We start from the raw sequence: 14,438 nt of genomic DNA, 5'->3' as shown, positions 1-14,438 counted from the left end.
AACTGGCTGAGTGGCTGAGCCACTTGGACGATGCGGTTGGTCGGCCAGCGTGGGCCCGGCCCGGTCCGGCGTCAAGGGGTCGCGCAGGAATTGGCTCAGCCACTCGGCCACGCGCCGCCCGGTGTTACGCTCCCGGCGAGAGGGGGGATCTCTTGACCGACGCCCTGCGCCCCATGACCAGGCAGCGCCTGTACGAACAGGTGCTGGAGCGGCTGCGCCAGTACGTCACCGACGGCGGCCTGCGCGCCGGCGACCGCCTTCCGCCCGAACGCGACCTCGCCCAGCGCCTCGGCGTCAGCCGTGCCTCGGTGAAGCAGGCCATCGTGGTCCTGGAGGTCCAGGGCCTGGTGGAGGCGCGGCACGGCGGCGGGACGTACCTGGTGCGGGACAGCCTCGACGTCGAGCCGGTCGAGGAGATGGTCGAACGCCGGCGGCGGCTCCCGGACGTCCTGGAGGCCCGCGAGGCGTTGGAGACGAAGCTCGCCGAACTGGCCGCCGAGCGCCGCACGGAGGAGGACCTGGCCGCGATGCGGTCCGCGCTGACCGTGATGGCCGAGGAGATCGAGCGCGGCGCCCACGGGGTCGAGGGCGACCGGCTGTTCCACGCGGCGGTGACGGCGGCGGCGCACAGCAGCCTCCTCGCGGAGTTCATGCGCTCCATCGCCCACCAGATCGCCGAGAGCCGCACCGAGTCCCTGCGCCAGCCCGGCCGGCCCGGCCGCTCCCTGGCCCAGCACCAGGCCATCCTGGACGCCGTCGCCGCGCGGCAGCCCCGGCAGGCCGCCACCGCCATGCGCCGCCACGTCCGTACGGTCGCCAAGGTCCGTCTGCTGGACTGGGACCCGGGAGAGGAACGACAGCCATGCCCCGAATAGCACTCGTCACCTGCCGGCCCGGACCACAGGTCAGCGTCGACCGCGACCTGCCGGTGCTCGTGGGGGCGCTGGAGGAGGCGGGGGCGCGGGCGTCCGCCGAGGTGTGGGACGACGACGGCGTCGACTGGGGAGCCTTCGACCTCGCCGTGATCCGTTCCACCTGGGACTACAGCTGGCGGGCGGGGGAGTTCACGGCGTGGGCCGAGAAGTGCGGCGCGGCCACGCGGCTGGCCAACCCGGCCGGCGTCGTGCGCTGGAACACCGACAAGCGCTACCTCGGCGACCTCGCGGCGGCCGGCGTGCCCACCGTCCCCACCCGCTACTCGGCCCCCGGTGAGGCGCCCGACCTGCCCGGCGACCACGAGTACGTCGTCAAGCCCACCTCGGGCGCCGGGGCCCGCTTCGCCGCCCGCTACACACCCGACGAGCACGCCACCGCCGTACGGCAGGTGGAGCGGATGCACGCCGAGGGGCTCACGGCGATGGTGCAGCCGTACGTGCGCGGCATCGACACCGCCGGTGAACGGGCCCTGCAGTTCTTCGGCGGGCGCCCGCTGCACGCCAGTCGCAAGGGCGCCGTCCTCACGCCCGGGACGCCGTACGACGAGCGCAAGGTCGCGCACCCGGGTCTGGAGCCCTGGACCCCGGCCCCGGCCGAACTCGCCGTCGCCGAGAGCGCGCTGGCCGCCGTACCGGGCGCCCCCGAGCTGCTGTACGCCCGCGTCGACCTGGTGGACGGGGCGGACGGGCCGCAGGTGATGGAGCTGGAGCTGGTCGAGCCGAACCTGTTCCTGTGGCTGCACGAGCGGTCGCTGCCGCGGGTGGTGGAGGCGGTGCTCGCGGCGGCCGGCTAGCGGTCGCCGACCGCCGTCCGCTGGAGCAGCCCCCAGGCGAACTCGGCGACGGCCTCGTGCCGTCGCCCCCGCGCGTCCGGGGCGGTGAAGGCCAGCCCCCAGAGGGTGGGTGCCGAGCCCTGGAGAGGGCGGGCGGGTGCGAAGGCGCGGGCCGTCTCGTCGACCGTGCAGGACCAGGGGGTGAGGTCGTCCAGGGTGCGCAGGTCGGGTCCCGCGGCGCCCGGGGCGCGGACCAGCCACTCGTTCCAGACGACTCCCCTGTCGGCGACGAGCACCTCGAAGCGCAGGTCCGGCCAGAGGGGAAGCCGCCACTGCCGGGCCTCGCACTCCAGGTCGCCGATCCGGCGGGGAACCGACGACTCGGGCTCACCGAGGACCGAGCGGTACCTGGAGGCGGCGGAACGGGAGCGCGGGGAGCGGAGCATCGCCTGCCAGCGCCTGTTCGCCTCCCGCATGTCCGCGGGCGAGGCGCCCAGCTCGCGGCGGGCGTCCTCCACCCGGCCCGGGTTGTGATCGGCCATGCGGCGCAGCAGCACCAGCTGGAAGTCGAGCGGGGTGAACGGGCCGGCGGGCCGCTTCCCGGCGGGTGTGGGGACCATCGCCCCATCGTGGACCATGGACGGGGCGCAGGCCCATTGCCCCGGGAAACGCGATATGAGTAGCCTGTGTTCGCGATTCCGATCGCCTGTTGAAATCTCGAACATCGGGGTTGTCGCCGCAGGCGCCTGAGACACCTAGGGAGGGGGCCGGACATGGGACGTCTCGTACCAGCCGTGACCCGGGCTCTCGACATACTGGAGCTCTTCCTCGACGGGGACGGCACACTCTCCGCACCCGACATCGTGCGCCGGCTCCAGTTGCCGCGCACCACCGTGCACGAGCTGGTCACCACGCTCGCCGCCCGGAAGTACATCGTCCCCGTGGCCGGGCAGCCCGGACGGTACCGGCTCGGCGTGCGGCCGTACCAGCTCGGCGCCCGCTACGCCGAGCACCTGGACCTCGCCGCCGAGGGACAGCAGGTCGCCCGGACCGTCGCCGAGACCTGCGACGAGACCGTGCACGTGGCGATCCTGGAGGACACCGACGTCATCTACATCGCCAAGGTCGACTCCACGCACGCGGTGCGCATGGTGTCGGCGGCCGGGCGCAGGCTGCCCGCCCACTGCACGTCCGTCGGCAAGATGCTGCTGGCCTCCCTCCCCGAGCCGGAGGTCGCCGCCCGCTTCCCCGACGGCGCCGAACTGACCGCGATGACCCCGAACAGCATCACCGACCCGGCCGCCCTGCGCGAGGCCCTGGCGGAGATCCGCGGGCGCGGCATCGCGGTGGAGAACCGCGAGTCCAACCCGGACGTCTCCTGCGTGGCCACCCCGGTCCGCGACCGCACCGGCCGGGTCGTCGCCGCGCTGTCGATCTCCGTGCCCATGATCCGCTGGAGCGAGGAGCGCCTCGCCGAGCTGGAGCAGCTCGCCGTCAAGGGCGCCGCCGACCTCTCCGAGCGCCTCGGCCACCGGAGCGCGGCATGACGGAGCACGGCATGACGGAGCGCGGCATGACGGAGCGCGGCACCGCAACGACCGGCACGGCGTACGAGGTGGCCGTCCGGGCTCAGGCGTCCCTCGGCGAGGGGCCCACCTGGGACCCCGCGACGGGCCGCCTCCTGTGGATCGACATCCTGAACTCCCGCGTCCACACCTACGACCCGGCGACCGGCCGTCGCACGGTGCGCCGCACCGGCCAGCACGTGGGCGCCGTCAAACCCCGCGCGGGCGGCGGCCTCGTCCTCAACCTGCGGGACGGGATCGGCCTCCTCGACCCCGACGACACCTTCCGCTGGCTGCACCGGGAGGCCGTCCCCGGCCGCCGCGCCAACGACGCCGCCGTCGCCCCCGACGGCGCGCTGTGGGCCGGCACCATGCGCTACGACGAGGCACCCGGCGGCGGCACGCTGTCCCGGGTCGCCGGGGACGGCACGGTGACGCCGGTGCTGGACGACGTGACGGTGAGCAACGGCACCGGCTGGAGCCCCGACGGCCGGCTGATGTACTACGCCGACACTCCGACCCGCCGCATCGACGTCTTCGACGTCACCGCCGGGGACGGCCGGATCACGGGCCGCCGCCCCCTCGCCGCCATCGAGGACGGCGCGGGTTTCCCCGACGGCCTGTGCGTCGACGCCGAGGGCTGTGTGTGGGTCGCCCTGTGGGACGGCGGCGCGGTACGCCGCTACACCCCGTCCGGTGACCTGGACCGGGTGATCGACCTGCCGGTCCCCCGGGTCACGGCCTGCGCCTTCGGCGGCCCCGGCCTGACCGACCTGTACATCACCACGGCCCGGGTGGGCCTGACGGCCCCGCACCCGCTGGCGGGCTCGGTCCTGGTGGTGCCGGGCGCGGGCCAGGGGGTGGCCCAGCCGGCGTTCGCGGGCTGAGGACGGCGCCGGGCCGGGCCCGGCGGGAAGGCCCGGCCGGCCGGCCGCCCTTCAGGTCGCTCGGCCGGCCCGCCCGTGGCCGGCCGTTCAGAGTCCGGTGCGGTCCAGCCCTCGGAGTACCGCCCTCTCACTCGGCGTCAGCGGCGGCTCCGTCAGCGGTGGGAGCGGGGACCCGGCGAGGGCGGCCAGTACCGCCCCGGGGTGGAACATGCGGGTCGGGGGTGTGCGCATGCTGGTGACGTCCCAGATGGCCGAGGCCGCCGCGTACGAGCCCGTGGCCGCCCTCGTCATGCGCCGCGTGTACGCGGAGACGACACGGTCGGCGACGTTCGGCCGCCCGCCGCGCACCCCCGGGTAGAGGACGTCCTGGCCGACGGCCATGGACCACGCGGTCTCCACCGAGCGCGCCGCCCCCCGCAGCACCCGCCGGGCGGTCCCGGGCGCGTCGAGACCGCCGGCCCGGGCCAGTTCCCGGCCGAGGACCCGCGCGCCGAAGGCGGCCACGGACATGCCCTGCCCGTACGCCGGGTTGAAGGTGCCCAGCGCGTCCCCCAGGACGACGAAACCGTCGGGCCACCGGGCGGACTTCTCCAGGTACCGGCGCACATTGCTGGTGGACCGGCTCAGATGCACGTCGGTGAGCGGTTCGGCACCGGAGATCAGCCGCCCCACGACCGGGTCCGGCAGGTCGAGCGTGTACCGCAGGAAACCCTCCGGATCCGCCGGCGGTTCACCGCCCCGTGTGCCGCCGCAGCTCACCATCCACCGGTCGTCCTCGATCGGCAGGACCATCGCGCTCCGCCCCGGCCGGGACACGTAGGGGTCGGCCTGCACGATCGTCAGCGGAAACCGCTCCGCGCCCCGGGGAACCCGGTAGATGCGCGTCGCGTTGACCAGACCGGAGTCCACGGTGTGCTCCCGGACACCGGAAAGACCGACCCCGTCGAGCCAGGTGACGACCCGGGTGCCGCGCCCGCTCGCGTCGACGACGAAGTCCGCGTCGAGGTCCGTGTCCCCGTCGGCGGCCGAGACACGTACCCCTCGTACCCGGCCGGCGGATCCCGTCAGCCCCACCACGGCCGCCCTGCGCACCTCGACCGGGCGCTGCTCGAGCACCGCGGCCCGTACCGTCCAGTCCAGCAGCGCCCGGCTGCACGTGAGCATGACGGGCCCCTCGCGCCGCCACCGCCGCAGCCAGCCCTCGGGTGTGCGGGCCAGCATGCCGGAGCTGAGGGATATCTCGCGGGCTCCGGCGGCGAGCAGCCGCTCCCGCAGGCTCACGCCCGGCACCAGTTCCTCCATGGCGGCCAGTCCGCCGGCCATGAGCAGATGCGCGTGCCGTCCCTGCGGCAGCCCCCGGCGGTGCTCCGGCCCCTCGGGCAGCTCGTCGCGGTCCAGCACGATCACCTCGTCCACGCCCGCGGTGGACAGTACGGCGGCGGCCAGCATTCCGGCCAGGCCGGCACCTATGACGACAGCTCTACGCGACATGGGGCTCCTCGGGTTCAGCCATGGGTCCGGTTCATGGAAGGCGCCGCCGCGCCGTCCGGCGCGGCGGCCCTGACGGGCGGGCGGACCAGCGCCTGGGCCAGTTCCACCAGCCCGCTGGGACCGGAGACCTCGGTGGCGTGCAGACGGTACGTACCGCCCGTCTCGGGTGGTTCCTCGCGGGCGGCGGCCCGGCGCGCGGCGTCGGCGAGCATGGCCGCCTCCGCCGCCAGCCGGGCCTCGTGGGCGGAACGGCCCGCGTGCAGGGCGGTGTCCCGCACCCGCTCACGGACCCGGTGGTCGAAGTACGGCGCCAGCGCGAGCAGGGCGTCGTGGATGGACACCTCACGCCACTGGAGCCGTGCCTGGGGGAGCTGCCACCAGACGGTGGGAGGCTTGGGGGCGGTGGACACCGACTGCACCAGGGACCACAGCGGATCCAGCCGCCGGTAGTCGCCCAGCCCCCGCCAGTGGGCGACCACGGGCGGCAGCAGCCTCGGCAGCACGAACCCGGCCGAACACAGCAGCGCGGCCAGCGAGGCCATCGGCGGAGCCACCGTCGTGGACAGGAAGTCGAGGTCATGGCCCGTCCAACGGGCCACGATCGCCGCGTACTTGGTCAGCTGGAAGCCCACCACGTCCAGCAGCGCCCCCAGCAGGATCAGCCGCAGTCCGGTCCGCAGCGGCCCGCCCACCTCGCGGCCCCACTTGACGCACACGGCGCACATCACCAGCATCGCCGCGCTGTGCCCGAGCAGGTACAGCAGGATCATCTCCCGCATGAACGGGGTGCCGGCGTAGTAGGTGTCGAGGTCGGTCAGCCGCTCGGTGTCCGCGTCGGCGAGTGCGAACAGCACGACGATGGCGACCACCAGCAGGCCGTAGGCGGCCATGCTGCGCAACACCATGCGCCGCACCCGCTCGCGGGATCCGCCCCGCCAGTTGATCAGCAGCACGAGCACGGCGCAGCTGTACGCGGAGAGCATGCCGTAGGTCAGCGGGGCCCCGAAGTTGGGTACGCCGGTGAGCTCGTTGACGGTGGCGAGGGTGGCCGGGGCGGCACAGACGAAGACCAGGGCGCCGAGGACGATCGCCGCGCAGGTGGACAGGGTCAGCGGGTTCCGCATGGCCGTGCGCGGGCGGCGGAACAGCAGGACGGAGGTCACCCCGAACACGAGGGCCGCGAGATACACGACGAGACTCATACCGGCAGACTCCTCTCGCCGGGGACCCGGCTCATACGGTCCCCGCCGTGGTCCTGCCGCTCGGCACGGCGGGGACGGACGGCACCGGTGCGGTGCCGGCCAGCACGTCGGCGATCCGGCCGAGGGCGGCCGGGCCCGGCACCCGGCCGGGGAACCGGCCGGCGCCGCCCTGCGGCGGGAACTCGCCCGCCCGGTCCGCCTCGTACCGTACCGCGGCGGTGATCACCGCCGCCCAGGCGGCGGCCTCGGCCCGCTCCGGGTCGCCCGTCGTCCCCAGCACACCGGCGCGGGTCCGGTCGTACAGGTCCCGGTCGAAGTACGCGTCCAGGTGGCTCAGCGCGTTGTGGATGCTGGTCCGGCGCCACACCAGCCGGGTGGTGGGGGAGGCGAACCGGGGCCGGCGCAGCCGCAGTGTCCGGCGGGTGAGCAGATCGTCGAGCGCCCGCTCCAGGGGCCCGAGCCGGACGTACGTCCGCCGGGCCCGCCGCCACTCGGTCACCCGGGGCGCCGCCAGCGGGACCAGCACCCCGACGACCGTCAGGAGGGCACCCAGACCGGCGGCGGCCGGGGAGACGGTGGTGCCGAGCTCCGACCAGTCGCGCCCGGACCAGCGCGCGCCCACCGCGACGAGCTTGGCCAGGCTGTAACCGGCGCCGCACAGCGCACCGGCGCCGAGCAGGGTCAGACCCGCCCGCAGCCCGCCCCGTACGTGGCGCGCCCAGCGAAGCGCGGACACCGTGGTGACGGTCACCGCGGTGAGGTGCGCGACCAGGTACAGCACGATCATCTGGGCGATGAACGGAGTCGTCGCGTAGTAGGTGTCCAGGTCGGTGCGGCGCTCCACGGGCGCGTCACCGAGGGCGAAGGTCACCGCGACACCGAGGAGCACGACGGCGTAGGCGAGCGTCCACCGGCGGGCGGTGCGCCGCACCCGGGGCCCGCCGCGCCAGTGGACGACGAGGACCTGGGAGGCGGCGCAGTACCCGGTGATCGCCGCGTAGGTGAGCGGAGCCGCGAGGTTGGGCACCCCGCTCAGCCGGTTGACGGCGCCGATCGTCGGCGGTGCCCCGAGCAGGAAGCAGAGCCCGGCCAGTCCCAGCACCGCGCAGATGGCGCGCAGGTACGGATCGCGGCGGTGGCGCAGCAGGTCGGGGGCCTTCACCAGCAGGCCGAGCCACAGCACGCCGCAGCTGACGTAGTTGATCAGGCCGTTCATCTCGTCGTCCCGCGGTGGTTGAGGGCGGCCCCGATGCGTCCGGCGAGGTCCTGCGGGTCGTCCGGATCGCCGCCCTCCGCGGCGTACACCGAGTCGGTGGAGGCCTCCAGCCAGGTGCGCAGGCGACGGCCCATCAGCATGCCGAAGCGGTCCGCCTCCTGCTCCTCGGCCAGGGAGAAGTCGGTGCGCGCGGCGACCGGCGCGGGGTGTGCGCCGGCGGCGGCCGGGTCGGTGTCCGCCTGCCGGCGGCTCATGTGCCAGACCTCGTGGCAGAGGATCACGATCTGATGCCACACCGCGGCACGCTCGTCCACCACCACGTCGTCGTGGCTCTCGCGCTCCAGCCACAGTCCGCTCGCGGTGTGCGGCGGGAACGCCGCACGGTGCACGACCACGTCACGTCCCCGCCATGCGCTGACGGAGGCGACGAGCGCGTCGAAAAGGACCTCGGGGTCCGCCGGGACGGGCACCCGGATGGGGTCGATGAGGGCGTCAGCGAGGCGACGCATCTCCTTCCTGGTACGCACCGCGGTCTCCCTGTTCCCCTCGGTGTTGCTCGGTCACGTGTGCAATATGCCAAGACGGGTGCTGTCCGGGCCAGTTCGGCGTGCGGCGCGGTCACTCGGTGACCCTCACGGTGTCCTTGGGCGCCGCGGCGCGGACGCGGATCTCCCGGACCACGTCGGGGTGGCGCAGGGCGCGTGAGACGGCCCCGATCTCGCGGAGCAGGTCCGTGGTGTCGGGGTCGTGGCTACCGTCGCCGTCGTCCGCGCGGGGACCGGCGTCGACCGCGTCGAGGATCGCCGCCGCCGCGGCGAGCGCCCTCGCCCGCCCCGGGGGGAACCCCAGGCCGAGGGCGGCGGCGTACGACCGCTCGCGCCGCCGCTCGTCGGTGCGCCGGGCCAGCGGCAGCAGGACGTCGCGGATGAAGGTCTCGCGGCGGGTCAGGCGCAGCTCGGGGCTGGCGCGCAGGACGAACGGCACTCCGGATCCGTGCACGCTCCGCATGAGCCGGTACAGCGGCCGCAGTTGGCGGTGGGCCAGACGGATCCGCCAGCGCTCGTGCAGGTACTGGCCGGCGTGCGGCAGGATGAAACCGACCGCGATCGACACCGCGGACAGACAGGCCAGGGCCGGGGCCACGTCCAGGCTGAGCCAGTCCAGGTCGTTGCCGGTCCAGCGGGCCGTGACGGCGGTGAGCTTGGCGGCGTCGAAGGCCAGGTTCAGCGCGTAGCCGATGCCCAGGAACCTCAGTCCCCAGCGCAGCCAGGCGTCGAATCCGCCGGTGCGGATCCAGTTCCAGATCAGCTTGGAGGTGATGAGCACGGCGGTGGTGTGCGCGACGAGGTACAGCAGGATCTCCTCGCGCATGAACGGCGTGTTGGCGTAGTACGTGTCCAGGTCCCGGGTGCGCTCCACGGGCACGTCCGCGAGGACGAACAGCACCCACAGAGCGACGATCACGCTCCCGTAGGCGGAGACGACCCAGCGCGTGGCCCGGCGCGTCGAGGCGGAGCGCTCGGACAGGCCGTCGCGCCAGGCGATGATCAGTACCAGGCAGGAGCCGCAGAACGCGGTGAGCAGCGAGTACACCCAGGGCGCGGAGATGTTGGGCACGCCGGTGACGCGGTTGACCCAGACGATGGTCGAGGGCGCGACGAACACGAACACCGCGCAGGCGAGCAGCAGCAGGCCGCCGACCGCGCGCAGCAGCGGATCCTTCCGGAGCCGGATGATCGTCGGCAGTTTGATCGCCAGGGCGGCGGCCAGGACGGCGGCCGGGATCCACCAGAAGGACGTGTAGAACGCGCTGAGGAACGAGGCCGGGCCCATGGCCGCGTCCGCCGACTCCACCGCGTCCCCCCCGCTTTCCCTCACCGCCGTATTCCCGGCCGTACTCAGGGCCTTGTCCCCGGCCGTGCGCAAGGCCTTGTCCCCGGTCGTACTCAGGGGCCTTGTCCCCGGCCGTGCGCAAGGCCGTTCGCAAGGCCCGGACTCAAGGCCGTACGAGCCTACGCGGATGGAAGTGTCCGCGTCATGCGATGGAGCCGCGCGGAAAGTCCTGGCCCGAGTTCTTGTCCGAACCATTGACGCGAAAGCGTCGCACACCTACGGTCCCGTTCGAAGTTACGAGCGCTATTCGATATCTCGAACGTCTCGGAACGTACACCTTTCGTACATGACAGATGGGGCAGGGCATGGGACGACCTGGCCTGGATCGCAGGCACTTTCTGGCCGCGGCGGGCGGCCTGACGGCCGCGGGCAGCTTCGGCTTCGCGGCCCTGGGTACGGGCGCCGACGCGCTCGCCTCCGGAGCGGACACCCGCGTCAGCTACTGGAACCTCTTCAGCGGCGGCGACGGCTACAACATGATCGCGATGCTGGACTCCTTCCGTAAGGACAATCCCGGCATCGACGTGAAGGACTCCACCCTCCAGTGGGGCAGCCCCTTCTACACCAAGCTCGCCATGGCGGCCGCCGGCAACCGCGCGCCGGACCTCGGCGTCATGCACCTGGGCCGCGTCACCGGCTTCTCGCCGGGCCGCCTCCTGGACCCCTGGGACGTCGGCCTGCTCGCCAAGTACGGCGTGAAGGAGGCGGACTTCAACCCCGACCTGTGGAAGCGCGCCGTCATCGACGGCAGGCTCTACGCCCTCCCGCTCGACATCCACGTCCAGCTCTGCTTCTACCGCAAGGACGTGCTGAAGAAGGCGGGCCTGCTCGGCGCCGACGGCCGGATGGTGCCGGTCACCTCCGCCGACGAGTGGTTCGACGTGCTGAAGGAGGCCAGGAAGGCCACCGAGAAGGGCCTGCAGACCATGGGCTTCTGGCACAACGACCAGAACTTCCAGTGGTGGTTCTTCGTCGCCTTCTACACCCAGCTCGGCGGCACCTGGTTCGACGACGACAAGACCGAGGTCACCTTCGACACGGACAAGGCCGTCCAGGTCCTGGAGTTCCTGCGCCGGCACGTCGCCGACGGGTACGCCGACCCGGGCTACGGGGGTGCGGCGGGCGCCGAGCAGTTCGTCAACGGCTCCCCCTTCGCCTGGGAGGGCAACTGGTCGGTGCCGGTCTTCTCCGGCGCGGAGCTCGACTACGGCGCCGCCCCGCTGCCGCCCGTCTTCGGCAAGCAGGCCACCCACGCCGAGTCGCACTCCTTCGTGCTCCCGCACCAGGCCGGCCGCGGCGGCGCCACCAACGAGGCCGCGCACCGGCTCGCCGCCTACGTCGTCAAGCACGCCCAGCAGTGGGCGGCCGGCGGACACATCCCCGCCTACACGCCGACCCTGTCCACGGCCGCCTACAAGGAACTGAACCCGCAGAGCGAGTACGTCACCGCCATGGACCACCAGGCCACCGAGCCCAAGGTGTGGTTCGCCGGATCCACCGGCATCCTCGCCCAGCGCGTCGGACCGATCGTCGTCTCCTCGACGATGGGCTCGGCGAAACCGGAGGCCGCCGCCCGCCGCATGAAGGGCGCCCTCACCGACCTGCTGGGCACGAAGAACCCCATGGACGGCCGAACCGCCGCTCAGGGAGGTGCGGCCGCATGACCACGACCAGTGCTGAAACGATCATCCGCCCGGCGCGGGCGAAGACCGCCGCCGACAGCGCCACCGTCCGCCGCAGGCAGGGCTTCCAGCACGGCGGCTGGTTCGTCGCGCCGTTCCTCGCCCTGTTCGCGCTCTTCGTCGTCTGGCCGCTGCTGCGCGGCCTCTACCTCAGCTTCACGGACGCCAACATCTCCGGCGACGGCGCGAGCTTCATCGGCCTGGACAACTACAGCGAGGCGCTCCAGGACCCCCTGATGTGGGACGCGCTCGGCCACAGCGCGTACTTCACGCTGCTCGTCGTGCCCTGCATCACGGTCCTCGCCTTCCTCCTCGCGATGCTCGCCCACCACATCGAGCGCGGCAAGTGGCTGTGGCGGCTCTGCTTCTTCATGCCGTTCCTGCTGCCGTCCACCGTCGCCGCCAACCTGTGGCAGTGGCTGTTCAACCCCGGCACCGGCATGATCAACCACGTCTTCGGCCTCGAGACGCCGTGGCTGACCGACAAGTCGTACGCGCTGCTCGCGGTCGTCATCACCACCCTGTGGTGGACGGTCGGCTTCAGCTTCCTGCTCTACCTCGCCGCCCTCCAGGGCATCCCGCTACACCTCTACGAGGCCGCCAAGCTGGACGGCGCGAACGCCTGGCACCGGATGGTCCACATCACGCTGCCGATGCTGCGCAACATCACCGGTCTCGTCGTCGCCCTGCAGATCCTCGCCTCGCTCCAGGTCTTCGACCAGGCCGTCGTGATGCAGGACTTCGGGCCGGGTCCGGAGGAATCGACCCGCACCTTCGTCCAGTACACCCTCGAACAGGGCTTCACCAGCTACCGCGTGGGCTACGCCTCCGCGATCTCCATCATCTTCTTCGTGATCATCGCGGCCGTCGCCCTCGCGCGGATGTGGCTGCTGCGCAACCGTGAGGAGGGCGGCCGATGACCACCGCCGCAGCGCCGACGCGCACCGAACCCCGCAGGCCCTGGTCACCCAGCCAGATCGTGCTCACCCTCATCGGCGCGGCCGTCTCCGCGCTGTTCCTGGCACCACTGGCCTGGGCGCTGTTCACCTCGCTCAAGTCGGAGACCGAGGCCGTCGAGGTGCCCACGCACTGGCTGCCCGAGGAGTGGACGGGCCAGGCGTGGTCGGCCCTGTTCGAGACCGGCAACATCACCAACTGGTTCGTCAACTCGCTGGTCGTGTCGGTCTGCGTGACGACGATCGTGCTGCTGGTGAGCGCGCTCGCCGGATACGGCTTCGCCCGCACCGAGTTCCGGGGCAAGGGCGTCCTGATGGGCGTGGTGATGGCGGGCCTCATGGTCTCCCCGGCCGTGCTGGGCGTCCCGCTGTTCACCACCGTCCAGCAGATGGGGATGGTCGACACCTACTGGGGCATGATCCTGCCGCAGTGCGCGCCCGCCGCGATGGTCTACATCCTCTACAAGTTCTTCCAGGGCATCCCGCGCGAACTGGAGGAGGCCGCCTTCATCGACGGCGCCGGCCGCTGGCGCGTCTTCTTCACCATCATCGTGCCGCTCTCCCGCCCCTCGCTCGCGGCGGTCGGCATCTTCACCTTCATCAGCTCGTGGAACAACTTCCTGTGGCCCTACATGGTGACCAACAACCCCGACCTGATGACCATGCCGAACGGCATCGCGACCGTCATGAACTCCTACGGCATCCAGTGGGCCCAGCTCATGGCCGGCGGCCTCATGGCCGGCCTGCCGTTGATCATCGTCTTCGTCTTCTTCCAGCGGCAGATCGTGGCGGGCGTCGCCCACACGGGATTGGCGGGACAGTGACCGTGCGCAGAACACTCGCCGCCGTGGCGACGGCCGCCCTGATGGCCCTGATACCCAACGCGGCGCAGGCAGCGGAGAGCTACCCCGACCCGCGTCCCGTCACCGGCCAGCAGATCATCCACGACCCCACCGTCATGCGCCTGAAGGGCGGCGGCTACGTCGCCTACTCCACCGGCGGCGTCATCGGCGCCCGCCTCTCCGAGGACGGCAGGCACTGGGACGACGCGGGCAACGCCTTCGCCCAGCCCCCGGCCTGGTGGTACGAGTACAACGACACCGGTGACCCGTGGGCCCCGGACCTCTCCTACCGCGACGGCCGCTACTGGCTCTACTACGCGGTCTCCTCCTGGGGCACCAACCACTCCGCGATCGGCGTCGCCACCTCCCGCACCGGCCTGCCCGGCACCTGGACGGACCACGGCAAGGTCTTCTCCTCCGAGACCACCGACACCTGGAACGCCATCGACCCGGCGATCGTGCGGGCCGACGGCCGCCTGTGGATGTCCTTCGGCTCGTACTGGAGCGGTATCCGCATGGTCGAGCTGGACCCGCGCACCGGCAAGGCCACCGAGGACGCGACGGTCCACCACCTCGCCACCCGCCCCGACGAGCCGTACGCGGTCGAAGGCCCGGAGATCGTCAAGCACGGCCGCTACTACTACCTGTTCGCGTCCTACGACGCGTGCTGCTCCGGTGTGAACAGCACGTACAAGATCAAGGTGGGCAGGTCCACGGACATCAAGGGCCCCTATGTCGACAGCGACGGCACCCCGATGCTGGAAGGCGGCGGCGACCTCCTCCTGGAGGGCCACGGCCGCTACATCGGCACGGGCGGCCAGTCCGTCTTCCGCGACCGGGGCCAGGACTGGCTGGCGTACCACTACTACGACGCGCAGGACGAAGGCACGCCCAAGCTCGGGCTGAACCCCCTGAGCTGGACGAGAGACGGATGGCCGGCCGTCCGTCCCGGGCGCGGGTGACCGCGCGAGCACCCACCGGCCACCCGCGGCCAGA

General features: G+C 72.6%; 14 protein-coding genes. 8 read left to right on the top strand and 6 right to left on the bottom strand.

What is annotated here, in order from left to right; genetic code table 11:
- The first annotated feature begins 152 nt into the window (after positions 1 to 152).
- Both ACH4F2_RS00405 and ACH4F2_RS00400 read left to right on the top strand, forming a co-directional pair.
- Positions 153 to 875, top strand: coding sequence for a FadR/GntR family transcriptional regulator (locus ACH4F2_RS00405; RefSeq protein WP_398130458.1), 723 nt, complete (start codon positions 153 to 155; stop codon positions 873 to 875).
- The gene (locus ACH4F2_RS00400) at positions 863 to 1,729 is read left to right on the top strand and encodes a RimK family alpha-L-glutamate ligase (RefSeq protein WP_398130457.1); all 867 of its coding nucleotides are present in this window, start codon (positions 863 to 865) and stop codon (positions 1,727 to 1,729) included. Before ACH4F2_RS00405 ends, ACH4F2_RS00400 begins: the two co-directional genes overlap by 13 nt.
- On the opposite strand, the gene ACH4F2_RS00395 is transcribed toward ACH4F2_RS00400, so the two are convergent.
- Entirely contained in the window at positions 1,726 to 2,328 is a 603-nt protein-coding gene (locus ACH4F2_RS00395; RefSeq protein ID WP_398130456.1) for a hypothetical protein, read from the bottom strand. The two genes, ACH4F2_RS00400 and ACH4F2_RS00395, sit on opposite strands and share 4 nt — an antisense overlap.
- Before the next feature lie 153 nt (positions 2,329 to 2,481).
- Between ACH4F2_RS00395 and ACH4F2_RS00390 the strand changes: the two genes are divergently transcribed.
- Both ACH4F2_RS00390 and ACH4F2_RS00385 read left to right on the top strand, forming a co-directional pair.
- The gene (locus ACH4F2_RS00390) at positions 2,482 to 3,255 is read left to right on the top strand and encodes an IclR family transcriptional regulator (protein WP_398130455.1); all 774 of its coding nucleotides are present in this window, start codon (positions 2,482 to 2,484) and stop codon (positions 3,253 to 3,255) included.
- Between the two features lie 26 nt (positions 3,256 to 3,281).
- Positions 3,282 to 4,160, top strand: coding sequence for an SMP-30/gluconolactonase/LRE family protein (locus ACH4F2_RS00385; protein WP_398130880.1), 879 nt, complete (start codon positions 3,282 to 3,284; stop codon positions 4,158 to 4,160).
- An 87-nt stretch (positions 4,161 to 4,247) separates the two neighbouring features.
- On the opposite strand, the gene ACH4F2_RS00380 is transcribed toward ACH4F2_RS00385, so the two are convergent.
- From ACH4F2_RS00380 to ACH4F2_RS00360, 5 genes are all read right to left on the bottom strand, one after another.
- Positions 4,248 to 5,651 (bottom strand): NAD(P)/FAD-dependent oxidoreductase, encoded by a 1,404-nt coding sequence (locus ACH4F2_RS00380; RefSeq protein WP_398130454.1) that lies wholly within the window; start codon positions 5,649 to 5,651, stop codon positions 4,248 to 4,250.
- A 14-nt stretch (positions 5,652 to 5,665) separates the two neighbouring features.
- On the bottom strand, positions 5,666 to 6,853 hold the full coding sequence (locus ACH4F2_RS00375) for an MAB_1171c family putative transporter (RefSeq protein WP_398130453.1): 1,188 nt from the start codon (positions 6,851 to 6,853) through the stop codon (positions 5,666 to 5,668).
- Between the two features lie 31 nt (positions 6,854 to 6,884).
- Positions 6,885 to 8,069 carry an MAB_1171c family putative transporter gene (locus ACH4F2_RS00370; protein WP_398130452.1) on the bottom strand — a complete coding sequence of 395 codons (1,185 nt, stop codon included), beginning with the start codon at positions 8,067 to 8,069 and terminating at the stop codon, positions 6,885 to 6,887.
- The gene (locus tag ACH4F2_RS00365; protein ID WP_398130451.1) at positions 8,066 to 8,596 is read right to left on the bottom strand and encodes a toxin; all 531 of its coding nucleotides are present in this window, start codon (positions 8,594 to 8,596) and stop codon (positions 8,066 to 8,068) included. Before ACH4F2_RS00365 ends, ACH4F2_RS00370 begins: the two co-directional genes overlap by 4 nt.
- Positions 8,597 to 8,687: 91 nt before the next feature.
- A complete protein-coding gene (locus ACH4F2_RS00360; RefSeq protein ID WP_398130879.1) occupies positions 8,688 to 9,902 on the bottom strand; it encodes an MAB_1171c family putative transporter in 1,215 nt (404 codons plus the stop codon).
- 365 nt (positions 9,903 to 10,267) lie between these two features.
- On the opposite strand from ACH4F2_RS00360, the gene ACH4F2_RS00355 reads away from it, so the two are divergent.
- From ACH4F2_RS00355 to ACH4F2_RS00340, 4 genes are read left to right on the top strand one after another with little or no spacing between them, the layout of a single operon-like run.
- Complete coding sequence (locus tag ACH4F2_RS00355) at positions 10,268 to 11,626, top strand: extracellular solute-binding protein (protein WP_398130450.1); 1,359 nt, start codon at positions 10,268 to 10,270, stop codon at positions 11,624 to 11,626.
- Positions 11,623 to 12,564, top strand: a complete 942-nt coding sequence (locus ACH4F2_RS00350; RefSeq protein ID WP_398130449.1) for a carbohydrate ABC transporter permease — start codon at positions 11,623 to 11,625, stop codon at positions 12,562 to 12,564. The genes ACH4F2_RS00355 and ACH4F2_RS00350 overlap by 4 nt, the downstream gene beginning before the upstream one ends.
- Positions 12,561 to 13,424: a carbohydrate ABC transporter permease gene (locus ACH4F2_RS00345; protein ID WP_398130448.1), complete on the top strand. Its 864-nt coding sequence runs from the start codon at positions 12,561 to 12,563 to the stop codon at positions 13,422 to 13,424. Before ACH4F2_RS00350 ends, ACH4F2_RS00345 begins: the two co-directional genes overlap by 4 nt.
- Complete coding sequence (locus ACH4F2_RS00340) at positions 13,421 to 14,404, top strand: arabinan endo-1,5-alpha-L-arabinosidase (RefSeq protein ID WP_398130447.1); 984 nt, start codon at positions 13,421 to 13,423, stop codon at positions 14,402 to 14,404. Before ACH4F2_RS00345 ends, ACH4F2_RS00340 begins: the two co-directional genes overlap by 4 nt.
- Positions 14,405 to 14,438 lie beyond the last annotated feature (34 nt).

Source organism: Streptomyces sp. NPDC017890, assembly GCF_044328675.1.
In the GTDB taxonomy this organism is placed as follows: domain Bacteria; phylum Actinomycetota; class Actinomycetes; order Streptomycetales; family Streptomycetaceae; genus Streptomyces.
Note: the sequence above shows the minus strand (reverse complement) of the source record. Positions and strands in the feature narration are given on the sequence as shown.

Bases quoted from the DNA above. Each gene is read 5' to 3' on its own strand.
- ACH4F2_RS00360 (WP_398130879.1), bottom strand. From the start codon at position 9,902: ATGGGCCCGGCCTCGTTCCTCAGCGCGTTCTACACGTCCTTCTGGTGG.
- ACH4F2_RS00400 (WP_398130457.1), top strand. From the start codon at position 863: ATGCCCCGAATAGCACTCGTCACCTGCCGGCCCGGACCACAGGTCAGC.
- ACH4F2_RS00395 (WP_398130456.1), bottom strand. From the start codon at position 2,328: ATGGTCCCCACACCCGCCGGGAAGCGGCCCGCCGGCCCGTTCACCCCG.
- ACH4F2_RS00380 (WP_398130454.1), bottom strand. From the start codon at position 5,651: ATGTCGCGTAGAGCTGTCGTCATAGGTGCCGGCCTGGCCGGAATGCTG.
- ACH4F2_RS00350 (WP_398130449.1), top strand. From the start codon at position 11,623: ATGACCACGACCAGTGCTGAAACGATCATCCGCCCGGCGCGGGCGAAG.
- ACH4F2_RS00390 (WP_398130455.1), top strand. From the start codon at position 2,482: ATGGGACGTCTCGTACCAGCCGTGACCCGGGCTCTCGACATACTGGAG.
- ACH4F2_RS00345 (WP_398130448.1), top strand. From the start codon at position 12,561: ATGACCACCGCCGCAGCGCCGACGCGCACCGAACCCCGCAGGCCCTGG.
- ACH4F2_RS00375 (WP_398130453.1), bottom strand. From the start codon at position 6,853: ATGAGTCTCGTCGTGTATCTCGCGGCCCTCGTGTTCGGGGTGACCTCC.
- ACH4F2_RS00385 (WP_398130880.1), top strand. From the start codon at position 3,282: ATGACGGAGCGCGGCACCGCAACGACCGGCACGGCGTACGAGGTGGCC.
- ACH4F2_RS00355 (WP_398130450.1), top strand. From the start codon at position 10,268: ATGGGACGACCTGGCCTGGATCGCAGGCACTTTCTGGCCGCGGCGGGC.
- ACH4F2_RS00370 (WP_398130452.1), bottom strand. From the start codon at position 8,069: ATGAACGGCCTGATCAACTACGTCAGCTGCGGCGTGCTGTGGCTCGGC.